This window comes from Cryobacterium luteum (assembly GCF_900110125.1).
GTDB classification, from domain to species: Bacteria; Actinomycetota; Actinomycetes; order Actinomycetales; family Microbacteriaceae; genus Cryobacterium; species Cryobacterium luteum.
Genome location: NZ_FOCN01000008.1, coordinates 61905 through 79211, shown reverse-complemented (window position 1 = coordinate 79211; position 17307 = coordinate 61905). Strand labels below are relative to the sequence as shown.

The following is a 17307-nucleotide window of genomic DNA, read 5'->3' as shown; positions in this document are numbered from 1 at the left end:
ACAGAGAAAACAGGAATCATCCCGTGGTAGACCCCACCGAGCCCATCGTTGCCGCAGAAGCCTCTGTAATCACGGGTCTGGACCACTGGCGCACCTTGCCGATCAAGCAGCAGCCCACCTGGCCCGACGCGGCCAGGGTGGCTGCGGCATCCGCTGAGCTGGCGACGCAGCCGCCGCTGGTCTTCGCCGGTGAGGTCGACATTCTGCGCGATCGGCTCGCCCAGGCCGCCGGAGGTCAGGGTTTTCTGCTGCAGGGCGGCGACTGCGCCGAAACCTTCAGCGGTGCAACGGCCGATCAGATTCGCAACCGTGTCAAGACCGTGCTGCAGATGGCCGTTGTGCTCACCTACGGTGCGTCGATGCCGGTGATCAAGATGGGGCGCATGGCCGGCCAGTTCGCCAAGCCCCGCTCGAGCGACTTTGAGACCCGCGGCGACGTCACACTGCCGGCCTACCGCGGCGACATCGTCAACGGCTACCCGTTCACCCCCGAGTCGCGTGAAGCCGACCCGGACCGGCTGGTCAAGGCTTACCACACCTCGGCGTCGACCCTCAATCTGATTCGCGCCTTCACGCAGGGCGGCTTCGCCGACCTGCGCCAGGTGCACAGCTGGAACCAGGGCTTCGCCGCGAACCCGGCCAACCAGCGCTACGAGAAGGTAGCCAAGGAGATCGACCGGGCGATCAAATTCATGATCGCGTGCGGCGCCGACTTCGAAGCCATGCGCCGCACCGAGTTCTACACCAGCCACGAGGGCCTGCTGATGGACTACGAGCGCCCGATGACGCGCATCGATTCGCGCACCGGAACGCCGTACAACACCTCGGCCCACTTCATCTGGATTGGGGAACGCACCCGCGACCTCGATGGTGCCCACGTGGACTTTCTGTCGCGGGTGCGCAACCCGATCGGCGTCAAGCTCGGCCCGACCACCTCGGCCGACGACATGCTGCGCCTGGTCGACAAGCTCGACCCGAACCGCGAACCGGGCCGCCTGACCTTCATCACCCGCATGGGTGCCGGCAAGGTGCGCGACGCCCTGCCGCCCCTGCTCGAAGCCATCAAGGCGAGCGAGGCGACGCCGCTGTGGGTCACCGACCCGATGCACGGTAACGGCGTCACCACGCCGACCGGCTACAAGACCCGTCGTTTCGACGACGTCGTCGACGAGGTTAAGGGCTTCTTCGAGTCGCACCGCGCCGTGGGAACGCACCCGGGCGGAATCCACGTCGAACTCACCGGCGACGACGTCACCGAGTGCCTCGGCGGCTCGGAGCACATCGATGAGGCCGCCCTGGCAACCCGCTACGAGTCGCTCTGCGACCCCCGCCTCAACCACATGCAGTCCCTCGAACTCGCCTTCCTGGTGGCCGAGGAGCTGGCCGCCCGCTAGCCCCTTCGCTGGACGGGGCCTGGGCCCCGTCCCTGGGCCCAGTTTATAAACTGGGCCCAGGGACATAAGGTGGGCCCGTGAGCGGATGCCGACACTCGCGCTCCTGTCGCGGCCCGCGCCGGAACGGGTCATCCGCTCCGGTTTCGCGCGGCGACCCGCGGCGTCGACGGGGCATCCGCTCCCCGCCGCGCTACCGCACGTTTTGGATGCGGCCCGCGCCGGAAACGGGTCATCCGCTCCCCGCTCAAACATTCGGGCCTTCCCGGGGCCTCCGCGAAAAGCGTGCGGAGTCCCCGGGAACGCCCGAAAACTCGCAACTCCGCGAACAACCCGCCTCCGCCGCTACACGCAGAGCGGCTCTGAGGCGACGAGTTTCGTCGAGCCGTGAGTTTTCGAGGTGGGCGTCGTCGAGGTGTGAGTTTGCCACCGAAATCGGGCCGAAACTCATACCTCGGTGATCGAAACTCACGAGTCGGCGAGCGGATGCTTCGGGCTGCGCTACCCGAAGGGGTTCGTCGGGTTGACGGTGATGACGCTGTTCTTCGGCGCGGCCGTGCCCGCCACGGGATCCGTCGACGCGACCTTGAGAATGGCGGCGATGGCATCAGCGGCCAGGTTGTACTTCAACTCGAAGCCCAGATCGGTCAGTGCCTTCTTGCCGTCCGCCCAGGACATGCCGACGACATTCGGCACGATCACCGGCTCGGGCCCGCGGGAGATGACCAGGGTGAGTGTGGCACCCTCGCGAATGGTTCCTTCCGGTACCTGCGCGGTGATGACGTCGCTCTCGGCCACCGTGTCGCTGTAGGTCTCTTCGCCGGAGACCACGAGCAGGTTCTTGCCGGCCAGAATGTCGGTGGCCTCGGCCACGGTCTTGCCGTCGACGTTCGGGATGGCCCCGAGCGAGACGACGAGGTTCACGGTCAGGCCTTCGAAATAGGCGCCCCCGGCCGAGACGTCGGCACCGTCGGACTCCTTGCTGGCCGACACGACCGACCCCTCGGGAACATCGCCGCTGAAGACGGGGTCGATACTGCCGACCACGGCTTTGAGGTCGGTAATGGCAGTGGATGCCGCCTCCTGCGACAATCCGGCCAGGGCCGGCAGGGTGACGGGTTGCAGCCCCTGGGAGACGATGATCGTGACGGTGCTGTCTTGCGGTACACGACTGCCGGCATCCGGATCGGTGCCGATGACAAGTCCCTCGGCGATGGTGGCGCTGAACGCACCGCCAAGCTCGGGAACCAGCCCCAGCCCGGTCAGCTGGGATGACGCAGCCTCGGGCGAGGCGGCGGCGAAGTCGGGGATGGACACGTCAGACCCGGGGCCAGAGCCGAAGTACCAACCGGTTCCGCCGAGGGCAGCGGCGAGGAGGATGACGAGGGCAAACAGCCAGAACCCGCGTCGTTTTCGTTTGTCGGCTTTCTTGCTCAGGAGGTCGCCGCTGTCGGGTGGATCGACCGGGCCGGTGCCGACCGGGTGGATGCCCAGCAGGGTCGCGGCGGGAGGTTTTGTGGGAGCGAGCTTGCCGCCGAGAACCTGCGTTTCGGCATCCGCGAGGGCGTTGGCACCGGTGCGCATACTGGCGGGCAACACCATGGTGGACTGCAGGGCAAGCTCCTGTGTGGCGTCGCGCACGAGCGCGCTCACATCGTGCAGCTGGTCGAGCATGACCCGCGCGTCCCGGGGACGGTCTTCGGGATCGCGCGCGGTGGCCCAGAGCACGAGTTCGTCGAGTTCGCGCGGGATGGCGGGAACCCGACTGCTCGGCATCGGCACGGTGTCGTTGGCGTGCTGGTAGGCGATCTGCATGGGCGCTTCACCCACGTAGGGCTGTTCGCCGGTGAGCATTTCGAAGGTCATGATGCCGAGGGCGTAGATGTCGCTGCGCGCATCGGCGATGCCGCGCGTGACGAGCTCGGGGGAGAGATAGGCGATGGTGCCGAGCAGCGCCTGGCCGGTCGCCGTGTTGTTGTTGACCGCGCGGGCCAGCCCGAAGTCGCTGATCTTGATGCGGCCGTCGTCGGCGAGCAGCACGTTCTCCGGCTTCACGTCGCGGTGCACGATGCCAGCCTTGTGGGCGGCGGCGAGGCCGCTGAGTACGGCTTCGAGAATGTCGAGGGTCTGCTCGGGGGTGAGCCGGCCGTAATCCTTGAGCAGGTCGCGCAGCGTGATGCCCGGCAGGTACTCCATGACGAGGTAGGCCATGTCGGCGTCCTGGCCCTGATCGAACACGTTGACAACGTTGGGGTGGGCCAGCCGCGCCGCCGACCGAGCCTCTTGAATGAAGCGGATCTTGAACGCGCTGTCGTCGGCGAGATGGCCGTGCATGATCTTGATCGCGACCCGCCGTTCGAGCCGCAGGTCGGTGGCGAGGTAGACCGTGGCCATGCCCCCGCGCGCGATGCGGGAGCGCACTTGATACCGGCCGTCGATTAGACGGCCGATCAGCGGGTCGGTCGAGGGAACGCTCACTCCTTGATTCTACGGAATTCGGTGGGGGCACCGACGCGCGGCGCGCAGAAACCGTCCCGGTCGGGGGTCACCGGGCCCCGCCGGGCCTGGACGGGTCAGCCGATTTGGCTGAGCCAGGCCCGCGCCGACGTTTCCCACTTGGCGTAGTGGTCAGGGTAGGCCGAAATTTGAACGGCTTGCGCCGCCTGGGTCACGGTCATTGACTCCCAGCCGGGAATGTCGAGCAGGCCGCGGGTCACATCCGGGTTCGGGTTGCTCGCCCCGCCGAAGAAGGCGAGGCTGGCTCGAACCGGGTCGAGTGCCTGCTCCGGGGTGCCCCAGCCGGCGCTCGGGCGCTGCTGGAACAGACCCAGGGAATCCCGGTCGCCGTAGTCGACGTTGCGCAGCCCCGATTCCTGGGCCGCTGCGGCCAGCGCGACGACGAGACCGGCATCGCTCACGCCCGCGCCTCGCCCGACCGACACGATCGTCTGGGCGTTCACGCGCATCTCGTCGGACATCGGGGTGATCACACCGGCGGTGGCCACGGTGATCGGTGCGGCAACCGCAGCAACGGATGCCGGTGGCCCGGTGACCGGGAGGGTCAACACCTGCCCCGGGTAGATGATGCTCGACCAGCCAAGACCATTGGCGTCGAGCACGGCCTGCACGCTCACCCCGGCTGCGTCGGCCACGGCCGTGATGGTCTCGCCCGAAGCGATCGTGTGCGTGGCCGCCGCTGCGGCGACCGGCGCCACGTGCACCGCCGACTCCATCGCCGGCGCTGCGGCCAGCAGAATAACCTGGCCGGGAAAGATGACGCTGCTCCCGGTCAGGCCGTTCGCCCCGAGAACATCGGTGGTCTTCAGCCCGTGGGCGGTGGCGATGCCGCTGATGGTGTCCCCGCTCTGCACGGTGTAGCTGCCAGCGGATGCCGCCGGCGCGACCGGCGCAACGGCTGGCGGAGCCGCCAGGGTCAGGGTCAAAACCTGGCCGGCAAAGATCAGGGCCCGGGAATCGAGACCGTTCAGCGCCAGCACGGCCGCCGTCGACAGGCCGAACCGGGCGGCGATACCGCTCACGGTGTCGCCGTCCACGACCGCGTACTGCGCCGGCGCGACCTGCACGGCGGCGACTGCGGCCACCGACAGAACGGGCGTCGTCTCGGCGAACTTCGATTTGAGGGGCTTCTTCGCCAAGGCCTGAGCCTGGGCGGGCGCGGCCAGATTGAGGCTGATCGCAAGGGTGCCCACGAGCACGATGGGTACGGTCAGCGAAGCGGGCTTCTTCGCCCGCTGTTTCGCAGCAGCAGCAGCAGCACCCTGCGCGCCGGATAAATCGGCAACGGTCGCTCCGCGCCCGGCGGGCGCCGCGGCATCCGTCGTATTCGTTTTCAGCCTGGTCGACATGGTGCTCCGTTCATTGTGCGCACACGGCCGATCCGTACCTCACGTTCGTACAGCATCGAGTCGCGTGCAGCAATCCCCACTCCGAGGTTTTCACAATTTAGAGGGGGAGTCAATTGAACGGGCGGCACGTATTAGCACTGATCACGACAAAAAAGCGGCCGAAGGTTTCACCGCAGCCCCAAATTATGGGAAGCTACAGGGGTGAGTGACGTGTCTTCAGAGCCCGAGTGGCTGACTATTCCTGCCCTTGTCAACCTGCTCGGAATGAGCCAGAGCCGCGTGCGGCACCTGATCGACGACAAGTACCTGCTGGCCATCCGGCGGGACAACGTCGTGTCGGTTCCGGCGCTGTTTCTGCGTGACGGTGCCCCCGTTCCCGAACTGCGCGGCACCCTGTTCGTGCTGGCCGACGACGGCTTCACTGACATGCAGGCTATGACCTGGCTGCTTGAGGTCGACGACAGCCTCGGCGTTCCCCCGATCGAGGCCCTCCGTGCCGGACGCAAGGCCGAAGTTCGTCGGGTCGCCCAGGCCCTGGCCTGACCAGCGCGGCCGAACAGCGCCCGCTCAGAACGCGCGGCGGGTGACCCGTTCGGTCAGGTCCAGCAGGTTCTGCCTGGCTTCGGCGCTGATCGGCGCGAACCGCAGCGACGCAATGGCCTCAGCGACCTGCGATTCGATGAGTGTCTCTACCCGGTCGACGGCACCGCTGGCGGTGATGAGCCGCTGCAGGGCAGCGATGCTGCCGGCATCGAGCGTGGGGTCACCGAGCTGAGCGTCGAGCGACGCGCGGTCGGCGTCGTCGAGCCGCTCCCGTGCCAGGGCGATCAGCACCGTGCGCTTGCCCTCGGTCAGGTCGTCACCGCTCGGTTTGCCGGTCACCGCGGCATCACCGAATACGCCGAGCAAGTCATCACGCAGCTGGTAGGCCATGCCGAGCGGCAGGCCGAATGCGCGCAGGGCGTTGAGCTGGGCGTCCGTGGCGCCGGCCAGCGCCGCCCCGATCACGAGCGGCGCCTGAACGCTGTACTTCGCCGATTTGTAGACGATCACCCGCAGGGCCCGGTCGAGCAGCTCCGCTTCCGGCTGGGCCAGCCAGGCGCGTTCCTCGAGAATATCGAGGTATTGTCCGGCAATGACCTCGGTGCGCATGTGGTTGAATTCCAGCCGCGCCCGCCGGGCCGAGACCCGATCGGTGAGGTCGTAGAGCGCCTCGTCGAGCAGCTCATCGCTCCAGCCGAGCAGCAGGTCGCCGAGCAGAATCGCCGACGCCCGCCCGAACGAGACCGGATCGCCGGCCCAGCCCTCATTCTCGTGCAAACGTTCGAACAGTTTATGAGCGCTCGGCGCACCGCGACGAGTGTCGGAATTATCGATGATGTCGTCGTGCACGAGCGCCGCGGCATGAAAAATCTCCAGTGCGCTGGCGGCCGACACCACCGCCTCCGGCCCCGCCGTCAGCCCGGTCGCGGGGGGTGCCAGGGCAGCGGATGCGCCCCCCCGGTCGACCGCGGAATCCGATGATGCGCTCACCGTCGGCTGGCCCGGCTCCGGTCGGGAATCCGGGGCCAGAATGCTCTGGGTACCCCAGTAACAAAACTGGGCCCTGAAGCGCTTTCCACCGCTGAGAAACTGCCGTGAGTAGTCGATTAGAGGAGCCAAATCAGAGCTGATCAGGGTCACAATTGGTTCGCGGGACATGAGGTACTCGTCGATGCGGGATTGAACCAGATCGACCAGGCGTTTGCTTTCGGGCACCCGTATAGCCTAGCCATCACGGCGGGGTTAGAATTGGGCAGTTAGATTTAACTGATTTGAGCTTGTCCGGTCGATTATGTCAACCCACCCGCTCGATCCCGTAACTGGAGGGAATGAGATGCCGCTTTCGGAACAGGAGCAGCGACTCCTTGAAGAGATGGAGCGAAGCCTCTATCACAACGATGCCGACTTCGTCGCCAGCGTTGGAGCGTCGAGGCTTCGTCCGAACTATCGTTCCATCGCGATCGGCGTTCTGCTCGCCGTCGCCGGCATCGTGGCACTCATCGCCGGAGTTGCCATCGCGCAGTTGTGGCTGGGGATTCTTGGCTTCATCGTCATGTTCGGTGGTGTGCTCATCGCTGTGACGCCCGGCAAGGCCATTCGGTCCGTACCTGGACCATCCGCTCCCGGTCGTCGCCCGGCGCAAGCCAAGTCAAACCAGGGCTTCATGGATCGCCTCAATGATCGGTGGGATCGTCGTCAAGACGGTCAGTAACTCGACCGTTTCGAAACCCGGCCCCTCCATCGGGCTCCCATAACTCCATAGAAAAGCTGTTTCGCAGGGCCGATCATCTGATCGGCCCTTTTTTTATGCCCAAAACCAGGGCGGCGTCAGGTTTTTTGATGAAACACGCTCCATTTTCCTCCACTGGCAGATCGCAGTGAATTCGGGAATAAATCATGACAAATCGCGAAAATAGTCGCTAAATCTTAGGTTGGTGGTTGAAGGTGGAGTAAAGTGGAGTAAGACCTGAATCTGGCCGGAAGAAAGGGGTGGTGCGTGTTCCTTGGTACCTACGCCCCCCGGCTCGACGAAAAAGGTCGCATCATTCTTCCCGCGAAGTTTCGGGACGAACTCTCCACCGGCGTGGTGATGACGCGGGGACAGGAACACTGCATCTACGTGTTCAGCACCCGCGAATTCGAGACTCTGCACGACAAGATCCGCCAGGCTCCGGTCACGAGCAAGCAAGCGCGCGACTACCTCCGGGTGTTCCTGTCCGGGGCGAGTTCAGAAACGCCGGACAAACAAAACCGCGTCACCATCCCCGGCAACCTGCGCAGCTATGCGGGGCTTGACCGGGAACTGACCGTCATCGGTGCTGGCAGCCGTGTCGAGATTTGGGACAGCGAAGCGTGGGCCACGTACCTCGCCGAGCAGGAAACCTCGTACGCCAACACGACGGAGGAGGTGATTCCGGGACTCTTCTAGCCCCTGACGTCTGACTCCCAGCCGTTTTTGCCCTGACACACTTCCCCGGTGCCAGGACGAAATGGAGGGGAATCAGGCCTCACGGACTTTCCCGGCATTATGGCCAGCAACAATATTCCCAGCAATGAAATCCACACCCCGGTGCTGCTCGAACGCTGCGTCGAACTGCTCGCACCCGCGCTGGAACGGCCCGGCGCCGTGCTCGTCGACGCGACACTCGGCATGGGCGGCCACGCCGAAGCGATTCTGTCGCGCTTTCCCGACCTGACTCTCGTTGGCCTCGACCGCGACACCGAGGCCCTCGCCATCGCCGAGGAACGCCTCAAAGGTTTCGCAGGCCGGGTACACCTCGTGCACACCGTCTATGACGGCATCGGCGAGGCCCTCGACGGCCTCGGCATCACCGAGGTCGCCGGCATACTGTTCGACCTCGGCGTCTCCTCCCTGCAGATCGACCGCGTCGAACGCGGCTTCTCCTACTCCAAGGATGCCCCGCTCGACATGCGCATGGACGGCACCGCCGGCCTGACCGCTGAGAGCATCCTCGCCGATTACAGCGAACGCGATCTCAAACGCATCTTTCAGGACTACGGCGAGGAAAAACTGTCCGCGCGCTACGCGAAAGCCATCGTCGAAGCTCGCGAAACGACGCCCTTCGTGCGGTCGGCCCAGCTCGTCGACGTGATCACCAAGGCCACCCCGGTCGCCATCCAGCGACTCGGTCACCCGGCCAAACGGGTGTTCCAGGCCCTGCGCATCGAGGTCAACCAGGAATTGGCCGTGCTCGAACGTGCCATTCCCGCCGCGCTCGACCGGGTCGCCGTCGGCGGTCGCATCGTCGTCATGGCCTACCAGTCGCTCGAGGATCGCATCGTCAAGCGTGCCCTCGCCGCGGCATCCGGTTCAACGGCACCCGCCGGGCTTCCGGTGGAACTGCCCGAACACAAACCGCTCTTTTCCCTGCTTCTGCGCGGTGCCGAACTGGCGTCCGACGAAGAAAAGGCACTCAACCCCCGCGCGACGCCGGTTCGGCTGCGCGCCGCTGAAAGACTGAGAAGGGCCGCCGCATGAGCGACAACCTGGCACGCGCGTTCATCGAACACGAGTCGAGTGAACGTGAACCGTTCGCTGCGCCGGCCCGCCGCGGCTTTCGACTCGTCGCGCCCGCCCCGAGCCGCCGGGCCCGGCCGCGCATCTTCTACGCCCTCACCGCGGTGGCCGGCATGGCCGCAATCATCGTCGCGCAGCTGCTGCTCAGCGTCGGAATCTCCCAGGGCGCCTACGAGATTTCCAGCCTGCAGTCGAGCCAGTCCGAGCTGGGCCGCACGGCCGCAAGCGTGAGCGAAGACCTGGTGCGGGTGTCGTCCCCGCAAAGCCTGGCCGCCAACGCCGAGGCACTCGGTATGGTCACCAACTCCAACCCCGTCTACCTGCGCCTGTCCAACGGCGCTGTTTCGGGCGCTCCGGCCTCGGCGTCGGGTTCGCAGGCCGGAGCGGCCAGCCTCGTGCCCAACGCCTTGCTGACCGGCAGTACGCTGCTCACCCAGCTTCCCGATGACGCGGCCGCGACGAGCGGTGCCGTGACGATCACGAGCGCCCCGGTAGTTCCTGCGGGACTCGCGGCACCCACTACCCGATAGTTTGCTCGAGTCGACCATGATGGGCAGATGAGCGTGCGCAACAGTAGTGCCCGTACGACCGGCACCCGAAGCAACCCGACCAATTCCCGGTCCAGCCGTCGCCGCACCTTCTTCACCGTGGCTGTGCTGTTCGCGGTGATCGGCGTGTTCCTGGTGCGGCTCGTGGATATTCAGGTGGTGCAGGCCGATTCGCTCACCGCCGACTCCGTGGGAAACCGCTCGGTCGGTCAGGTCGTCTACGGTTCCCGGGGCGAGATCGTCGACGCCAACGGCGTCGTACTGGCCGGAACGGTCATGCGCTACAACATCACCATGTCCCCGGTGAACGCGACGCCGTTCAAGCGCATCGTCGACGGTGAGAAGGTGGAGATCTCGGTGGCTGAGGCCGCTGCCGAAATCGGTGCGGCGACCGGCCAGACCGGTGATGCCATCTTGTTGACCTTGTCGACGGCACTCGAAGCGAACGCCAAGGCGAACTTCGCTTATATCGCCCAGAAGGTCGACGTCGACGTGTTGCGCGCCGTGCAGGACCTCCACATTCCGTGGACCTACTCCGAGAACAGCCCGAGCCGGGTATACCCGAACGGAGCCGTCGCCGGAAACGTGCTCGGTTTTCTGTCGGGGGAGGGGGTGCCGCAGGCCGGCCTGGAGTCCGGGCAGGATGCCTGCCTGGCCTCCACGAATGGCTCGGAAACCTATGAGAAGGGTGCCGACGGGGTGCGCATCCCCGGCAGCAGCGTCACGAGCACCGCAGCGGTCGACGGCGGTGACGTCGTCACCACCATCGACTCCGACCTGCAGTGGTTCGTGCAGCAGACCCTCGCGGCGCGGGCGCAGGAGACCGGGGCGGCCTGGGCGACCGCGGTCGTGCAGGACGCCAAGACCGGCAAGCTTCTCGCCGTGGCCGACTATCCCTCGGTCGACCCGAACAACGTCGGCGGCACCGAGAACCCCGACGATCGCGGTTCGCGCGCGTTCACGCAGTCCTTCGAACCCGGCTCGACCTTCAAGGCGCTCACCGCGGCATCCGTTCTTGATGCCGGCGTCGCAACGCTCGGAACGGGTGTCGTGGCGCCGTACCGCTATCTGCCGTCTAACGGCGCCAACATCAACGACAGCCACTCACACCCCGACCAACAGATGACCATGACGGGTGTGCTGATCGACTCCAGCAACACCGGCATGTCCAAGTTCGGCGAACTGCTCACCGATCAGCAGCGCTACGACTACATGAAAGCCTTCGGCGTCGGCAGCGCCACCGAAACCGGGTTCCCCCGCGAAGATGGCGGAATCCTGCATCCCGCCGGCGAGTGGGACAACCAGACCAGCTACGCGACCATGTTCGGGCAGGGGCTGACCACGACGGCCCTGCAGGTCTCGAGCATGTACCAGACCATCGCCAACGACGGCGTGCGGATGCCGGTGCAACTGGTGGAAGGCTGCCGCCAGTCCGACGGCACTGTGACCAACGTGCCGGATGCGACCGGCACCCGGGTGCTGTCGGAGAGCGCGGCGAACGACACGAGCGACATACTCGAAATGGTGTACCAGAAGAGCTGGGTACAGAGTAAGTGGAATATCCCGGGGTATCGCGTCGCGGCCAAAACCGGAACCGCGCAGATGCCCGACGGCAAGGGCGGGTACTCCAACGGGTATCTGGTCTCGGTATCGGGCTTCGCTCCCGCCGACGATCCGCAGTATGTCGTCTCGGTCAGCATCGCCGACCCTGTTAAACTGAATACGTCTGCCGCACCGGCTCCGGTCTTCCAGGAGATCATGAGCCAGGTGTTGAAAAAGTACCGGGCGGTTCCCTCGGGCGCGACTGCGCCTGACCTCCCTTCCACCTGGTAAGAAAGCGAGCCCTGCGTGTCTGAATTGGCGCCGTCGGCTCTCCGTCCCGAGCACCCCGTTCCGCGGTCGTTGTCGGGATTGGTTGCCGAATTTGATCTAGAACTACGTGGAGACATCGACGGTCTCGAAGTCACCGGTGTGAGCCTGAGCTCGCGCACGGTGCAGCCAGGCGACCTCTACGTCGGCGTCCCCGGCCAGCACCGGCACGGCGCGGCCTTCGCCGAGGCCGCCGCCGAGGCCGGAGCTGTGGCCATCCTGACCGATGAGGCCGGCGTTTCGCTCGCTGCAGCCAGCGGTCTGCCCGTGCTCGTGACACCGGATGCCCGCGCCGCGCTCGGCGCTGTCGCCGCCTGGGTCTACCGCACCGCCGACAACCCGGCGACCCTGTTCGCCGTCACGGGCACGAACGGAAAAACCAGCGTCGTCTACCTGCTCTTCGGCATCCTGAACCAGCTCGGCGTCGTCTCGGGGCTGACCTCCACTGCGGAACGCCGCATCGGCGACCTCGCCGTCACGAGTGCGCTGACCACCCCGGAGGCCAGTGAGCTGCACGCACTGCTGGCCCGCATGAACGAAGCTGAGGTGCGCGCCGTCGGCATCGAGGTGTCGGCGCAGGCGCTGAGCCGTTACCGGGTCGACGGCCTCGTTTTCGACGTCGCCGCGTTCACCAACCTCAGCCACGACCACCTCGATGACTACGCGGCGATGGACGACTACTTCCAGGCCAAGCTCGAGCTGTTCCAGCCCGACCGATCACACCGCGGCGTCGTCACCGTCGATACCGACTGGGGCCGGCGCCTCGCCGACGAGTGTCGCATCCCGGTGACGACCATCACCAATCGGGCCGATGTGGACGCCGACTGGCGCATGACCGTGGTCGGTGAATCCGCCAGCCACACCGAGTTCATACTCGACGGCCCCGACGGTCGCCGCCTGCACACCCGGGTGCCGCTGCTCGGCTGGTACATGGCCGCCAACGCCGCCCTGGCCATCGTCATGCTCGTCGAGAGCGGGTTCGACCTCGACGCGATCGCGCACACGCTCCGTCGGGACGGCGGCATCGTGGCTTTCATCCCTGGGCGCGCGGAGCGTATCTCCGGCGATCGAGGCCCGCTCGTCTACATCGACTACGGCCACAGCCCCGACGCTTTTCTCAACACGCTCGCGGCCCTGCGCAAATTCACCCCGGGCAAGCTCATCATGCTGTTCGGCGCCGACGGCGACCGCGACACCACGAAACGCGCCGATATGGGCCGCATTGCCGCCCAGGGCAGCGATATCGTGGTCGTGACCGACTTTCACCCGCGATTCGAAGATGCCGCGAGCATCCGTGCCGTGCTGCTGGCGGCAGCGCGCGACGCCGTGCCAGACGGCGAGTTCTACGAAGTGGCCAACCCGCGTGCGGCATTCCGCACGGCGTTGTCACTCGCACACGAAGGAGACACCATTTTGTACGCCGGCCCAGGCCACGAGGATTACCACGAGGTACAAGGCGTGAAATTGCCGTATTCGGCCAGAGAAGATTCCCGCCAGGCACTGCGCGACGCAGGGTGGCTGTAAATGATCGCCCTCTCCCTGGCCGAGATGAGCCAGGCCGTCGACGGTGCGCTGCACCTCACCGCCGGCGCTGCACACACCGACCTCGTCGACGGTTCGGTGCAGACTGACTCGCGGCTGATCGAACCCGGCTCCATCTTCGTCGCCAAGCCCGGAGCGGTCACCGATGGGCACCTGTTCGCGCCCATCGCCGCTGAGCGCGGTGCCGCACTGCTCATCGTTGAACGACTGCTCGACCTGCCGGTGACCCAGATCGTCGTCACCGATGCTGTCGCCGCGCTCGGCGACCTGGCCGCCGCGGTCGTCGCGCGGGTGCGCGCAGCCGGAGCGCTCAAAATTGTGGCCGTCACCGGGTCCAACGGCAAGACCACGACGAAGAACCTGCTGCGCAGCATGCTCGAACGGGTCGGTCCCACCGTCGCCCCACGCGGATCCTTCAACAACCAGGTCGGCGCGCCGATGACGATGCTCGAAGTGACCGCCGACACCCGGTTCCTCGTGATCGAGATGGGTGCCAGCAGCGAAGGCGCCATCGCGCACCTCGTGCGCCTGGCCCGGCCCGACGTCGGCATCGTGCTCACCATCGGGCTCGCCCACGCCGGCGAGTTCGGCGACCTCGACGCCACCGTGCGCGCCAAGTCGGAGATGGTCACCGACCTTCTCGAAACGGATGTCGCGGTGCTGAACGCCGACGACCCGCGCGTCGCGCAGATGGCCGCGCTCACCCCCGCCCGCGTCGTTCGCTTCGGCGAGTATGGCCAGGTCGACGTGCGCGCGAGCGACCTGCACCCCGGACGCACCGGTACCACTTTCACCCTGCACCTCGCCGACGGGCAGAGCGCCCCGGTCGCCTTCCCGGTGCTCGGCGAGCACCACGTCATGAACGCGCTGGCTGCCGCCGCCGCCGCCGAGGTACTCGGGGTGTCGTTGACGAACATCGTCGCCGCACTCGAAGCGACCACCAGGGCCGAACGCTGGCGCATGGAGGTGCTCGGCGGTAAAGACGATGTCACCGTTATCAACGACGCCTACAACGCGAGCCCCGACTCGATGAGCGCCGCACTGAAGACGCTCGCCCAGATCGGCACCCCCGGCCGACGCACCATCGCGGTGCTCGGTGAGATGGCCGAACTCGGAGAACTGGCCGGTGAGGAGCACGATCGCATCGGCCTGCTCGCCGTACGTCTGAACATCTCCCAGATGATCGTGGTGGGTCAGGGTGCGCGTCGCATGCACATCAGCACCATCAACGAGGGATCCTGGGACGGCGAATCGGCCTATGTCGACACGCCGGACGAAGCCTTCGAACTGGTGCGCAACAGCGTGAATCCGGGAGATACGGTACTGGTGAAATCGTCCAATTCCGCGGGTCTGCGATTTCTCGGCGATCGACTGGGAGACTTGTTCTCGTGAGAGTCCTTCTGCTGTCCGGCGCGTTCTCCCTCGCGTTCACGCTGTTTCTGACGCCGCTGTTCATCCGACTGTTCAAGAAATTCGGCTGGGGCCAGTTCATTCGCGACGACGGCCCCAAAAGCCACCACGCCAAACGCGGCACCGCCACCATGGGCGGCATCATCATCATCCTGGGCGTTCTGATCAGCTATTTCACCGCCATGCTGATCGAACAACGACCGTTCACGCCGTCGCCGCTGCTCGTACTGTTCATGATGGTCGGCCTCGGACTGGTCGGCTTTCTCGACGACTTCCTCAAAACCCGCAATCAGCGCAGCCTCGGCCTCGGCGGCTGGTCCAAGGTGCTCGGGCAGGTCATCGTCGCCGGTGCCTTCGGCATCCTCTCCCTACAATTCGCCGACCGCAACGGCCAGACTCCGGCATCGACCAGCATTTCGTTCATTCGCGACCTGCCGCTCGACTTCATGAAACTCGGCACCACTATCGGCGTCGCTGTGTTCCTGCTCTGGATCTGCCTGATTGTCGCCTCGACCTCGAACGGCGTCAACGTCGCCGACGGTCTCGACGGCCTCGCCACCGGGGCCTCAATTTTCGCCATCGGATCCTTCGTCGTGATCGGCTTCTGGCAGTCCAACCAGAGCTGCTTCGGAGGAGCGGATGCCGCCGACCAGTACAAGTGCTACCTCGGCCCCGACTCATTCGACCTCGCCATCGTGGCCGCGACCATCGTCGGCGGCCTGATCGGCTTTCTCTGGTGGAACACCTCACCGGCGAAGATCTTCCTCGGCGACACCGGTTCGCTCGCCCTCGGCGGCGCCCTGGCCGCCCTGGCGATCCTCAGCCGCACCGAACTGCTCCTCGTGCTCATCGGCGGCCTGTTCGTGATGGAAGCCGGATCGGTGATCGTGCAGCGCATCTACTTCAAAATCACTCACGGTAAACGCATCTTCCTGATGAGTCCGATCCATCATCATTTCGAACTCAAGGGCTGGGCCGAAGTCACCGTCGTCGTGCGGTTCTGGATCATCGGCGGACTGCTCGTCGCCGCCGGCGTCGGTTCGTTCTACCTCGAATGGCTGTCGCGCTAGTGAGTGTTGACGCTGCCTCACCCGACCGTCTGGATTTGCTCACCAGCTGGCACGCCGACTGGAGCGGTCTGCGCGTGGCCGTCCTTGGCCTCGGCGTGACGGGTTTCGCCGCCGCCGACACCCTCGCCGAACTCGGCGCCAACGTGCTCGTTCTGGCCTCACCCGGACCCGACGAACGGTTCGACCTGCTCGACGTGCTGGGGGTGCCGTTCGTGCAGGCTGACCTGCGCGAGGTGCCTGCGGAGCTCGCGGCGCAGCATCCGGAGGTCATCATCGTCTCGCCCGGCTTCCATCCCGACCACCCGCTGCTCAACTGGGCGGCCGCACACGACGTGCCGGTCTGGGGCGACATCGAACTAGCCTGGCGGCTGCGCGACAAGGTCGGTGCTCCGGCCGAGTGGATGCTGGTGACCGGCACCAACGGCAAGACCACCACCGTGCAGCTCACCGCCACCATGCTCGCCGCCCACGGCAGCCGCGTCGCCCCCTGCGGCAACATCGGTGTGCCCGTACTCGACGCCATTCGTGACCCACAGGGCTGGGACGTGCTCGTCGTTGAACTCTCGAGCTACCAACTGCACCACCTGCCGCAGAGCGGACCGGGTGCTCTGGCACCCTGGGCCAGCCTCTGCCTCAACGTCGCCGACGACCACCTCGACTGGCACGGTTCCGCCGCCGCCTATCGCGCCGCCAAAGCCAAGGTGTACCTGAACACCGCCGTCGCCTGCGTCTACAACACGGCGGATGCCGCGACCCTCACGATGGTGCAGGAGGCCGACGTTCAGGACGGCGCGCGGGCGATTGGGTTCGGCCTCGGCGTGCCCGGACCGAGCGAACTGGGCATCGTCGACGGTATCGTCTGTGATCGGGCCTTTCTCGAGGACCGGTTCGAACGCGCCCTCGAGCTGACCACCGTGCCGCACCTCGTCGAGGCCGGCCTCGGTGCCCCGCACGTGATCATGGACGTGCTCGCCGCGAGCGCCCTGGCCCGGTCGTACGGGGTGTTGCCGGCCACCATCCACACGGCGTTGGAAGACTTCCACCTCGACGCGCACCGCATCGAAACCGTCGCCGTCGGCGACGGCGTGGAATGGGTCGACGACTCCAAGGCCACCAACCCGCACGCCGCCGACGCCTCCCTCGCTGCCTACGAGTCGGTCGTCTGGCTGGTCGGCGGGCTGCTCAAGGGCGTCGACATCGACGAGCTCGTGCAGAAACACGTCGGTCGCCTGCGCGGCGCGATCATCATCGGCGTCGATCGCCTGGCATTGCGCGAGGCATTCGCGCGACACGCCCCCGACCTGACCGTGTTCGAGATCGACCCGGACGACACTGGATCGAACAGCAGCGGATCGAACGGTACCGAAGCGGTGATGACGGCGGCGGTGCGCTTGGCAGCTCGAATCGCCAGGGCCGGTGACACGGTGCTGCTCGCACCGGCGGCCGCGTCGATGGACCAGTTCGAGAGTTACGCCGAACGCGGCCGGCTTTTCAATCAGGCAGTACACGAACTTCTAGGCAGGTGACGCG

14 protein-coding genes are annotated in these 17307 nt (G+C 66.1%); 11 read left to right on the top strand and 3 right to left on the bottom strand.

What is annotated here, in order from left to right; all coding sequences use genetic code 11:
* Positions 1 to 23: 23 nt before the first annotated feature.
* On the top strand, positions 24 to 1394 hold the full coding sequence (locus tag BMW72_RS09945; RefSeq protein ID WP_092110094.1) for a class II 3-deoxy-7-phosphoheptulonate synthase: 1371 nt from the start codon (positions 24 to 26) through the stop codon (positions 1392 to 1394).
* Between the two features lie 498 nt (positions 1395 to 1892).
* Here BMW72_RS09945 and pknB read toward each other — a convergent pair whose 3' ends face one another.
* Together pknB and BMW72_RS09935 are read right to left on the bottom strand one after the other, a co-directional pair.
* Positions 1893 to 3869, bottom strand: a complete 1977-nt coding sequence (gene pknB / locus BMW72_RS09940; protein WP_092110092.1) for a Stk1 family PASTA domain-containing Ser/Thr kinase — start codon at positions 3867 to 3869, stop codon at positions 1893 to 1895.
* A 95-nt stretch (positions 3870 to 3964) separates the two neighbouring features.
* Positions 3965 to 5257, bottom strand: coding sequence for a LysM peptidoglycan-binding domain-containing protein (locus BMW72_RS09935; RefSeq protein WP_092110090.1), 1293 nt, complete (start codon positions 5255 to 5257; stop codon positions 3965 to 3967).
* 210 nt (positions 5258 to 5467) lie between these two features.
* Here BMW72_RS09935 and BMW72_RS09930 point away from each other — a divergent pair, with 210 nt between their 5' ends.
* Entirely contained in the window at positions 5468 to 5800 is a 333-nt protein-coding gene (locus tag BMW72_RS09930) for an Rv2175c family DNA-binding protein (RefSeq protein WP_369831124.1), read from the top strand.
* Positions 5801 to 5824: 24 nt separating this feature from the next.
* Here BMW72_RS09930 and BMW72_RS09925 read toward each other — a convergent pair whose 3' ends face one another.
* Positions 5825 to 7015: a polyprenyl synthetase family protein gene (locus BMW72_RS09925; RefSeq protein WP_092110087.1), complete on the bottom strand. Its 1191-nt coding sequence runs from the start codon at positions 7013 to 7015 to the stop codon at positions 5825 to 5827.
* 118 nt (positions 7016 to 7133) lie between these two features.
* Here BMW72_RS09925 and BMW72_RS09920 point away from each other — a divergent pair, with 118 nt between their 5' ends.
* The 9 genes from BMW72_RS09920 to murD all read left to right on the top strand — a co-directional run bounded on the left by BMW72_RS09920 (position 7134) and on the right by murD (position 17303).
* Positions 7134 to 7511: a DUF3040 domain-containing protein gene (locus BMW72_RS09920; protein ID WP_092110085.1), complete on the top strand. Its 378-nt coding sequence runs from the start codon at positions 7134 to 7136 to the stop codon at positions 7509 to 7511.
* 285 nt (positions 7512 to 7796) lie between these two features.
* On the top strand, positions 7797 to 8228 hold the full coding sequence (mraZ, locus tag BMW72_RS09915; protein ID WP_092110083.1) for a division/cell wall cluster transcriptional repressor MraZ: 432 nt from the start codon (positions 7797 to 7799) through the stop codon (positions 8226 to 8228).
* A 99-nt stretch (positions 8229 to 8327) separates the two neighbouring features.
* Positions 8328 to 9299 carry a 16S rRNA (cytosine(1402)-N(4))-methyltransferase RsmH gene (rsmH, locus tag BMW72_RS09910; protein ID WP_092110081.1) on the top strand — a complete coding sequence of 324 codons (972 nt, stop codon included), beginning with the start codon at positions 8328 to 8330 and terminating at the stop codon, positions 9297 to 9299.
* Positions 9296 to 9868, top strand: coding sequence for a cell division protein FtsL (gene ftsL, locus BMW72_RS09905; protein ID WP_092110079.1), 573 nt, complete (start codon positions 9296 to 9298; stop codon positions 9866 to 9868). Before rsmH ends, ftsL begins: the two co-directional genes overlap by 4 nt.
* 27 nt (positions 9869 to 9895) lie before the next feature.
* Positions 9896 to 11719 (top strand): peptidoglycan D,D-transpeptidase FtsI family protein, encoded by a 1824-nt coding sequence (locus BMW72_RS09900; RefSeq protein WP_092110077.1) that lies wholly within the window; start codon positions 9896 to 9898, stop codon positions 11717 to 11719.
* A gap of 15 nt (positions 11720 to 11734) precedes the next feature.
* Complete coding sequence (locus tag BMW72_RS09895) at positions 11735 to 13279, top strand: Mur ligase family protein (RefSeq protein WP_092110075.1); 1545 nt, start codon at positions 11735 to 11737, stop codon at positions 13277 to 13279.
* The gene (locus tag BMW72_RS09890) at positions 13280 to 14689 is read left to right on the top strand and encodes a UDP-N-acetylmuramoyl-tripeptide--D-alanyl-D-alanine ligase (RefSeq protein WP_092110073.1); all 1410 of its coding nucleotides are present in this window, start codon (positions 13280 to 13282) and stop codon (positions 14687 to 14689) included.
* Positions 14686 to 15777: a phospho-N-acetylmuramoyl-pentapeptide-transferase gene (mraY, locus tag BMW72_RS09885; RefSeq protein ID WP_092110071.1), complete on the top strand. Its 1092-nt coding sequence runs from the start codon at positions 14686 to 14688 to the stop codon at positions 15775 to 15777. Before BMW72_RS09890 ends, mraY begins: the two co-directional genes overlap by 4 nt.
* Positions 15777 to 17303 carry a UDP-N-acetylmuramoyl-L-alanine--D-glutamate ligase gene (murD, locus tag BMW72_RS09880; RefSeq protein ID WP_241984050.1) on the top strand — a complete coding sequence of 509 codons (1527 nt, stop codon included), beginning with the start codon at positions 15777 to 15779 and terminating at the stop codon, positions 17301 to 17303. Before mraY ends, murD begins: the two co-directional genes overlap by 1 nt.
* Positions 17304 to 17307 lie beyond the last annotated feature (4 nt).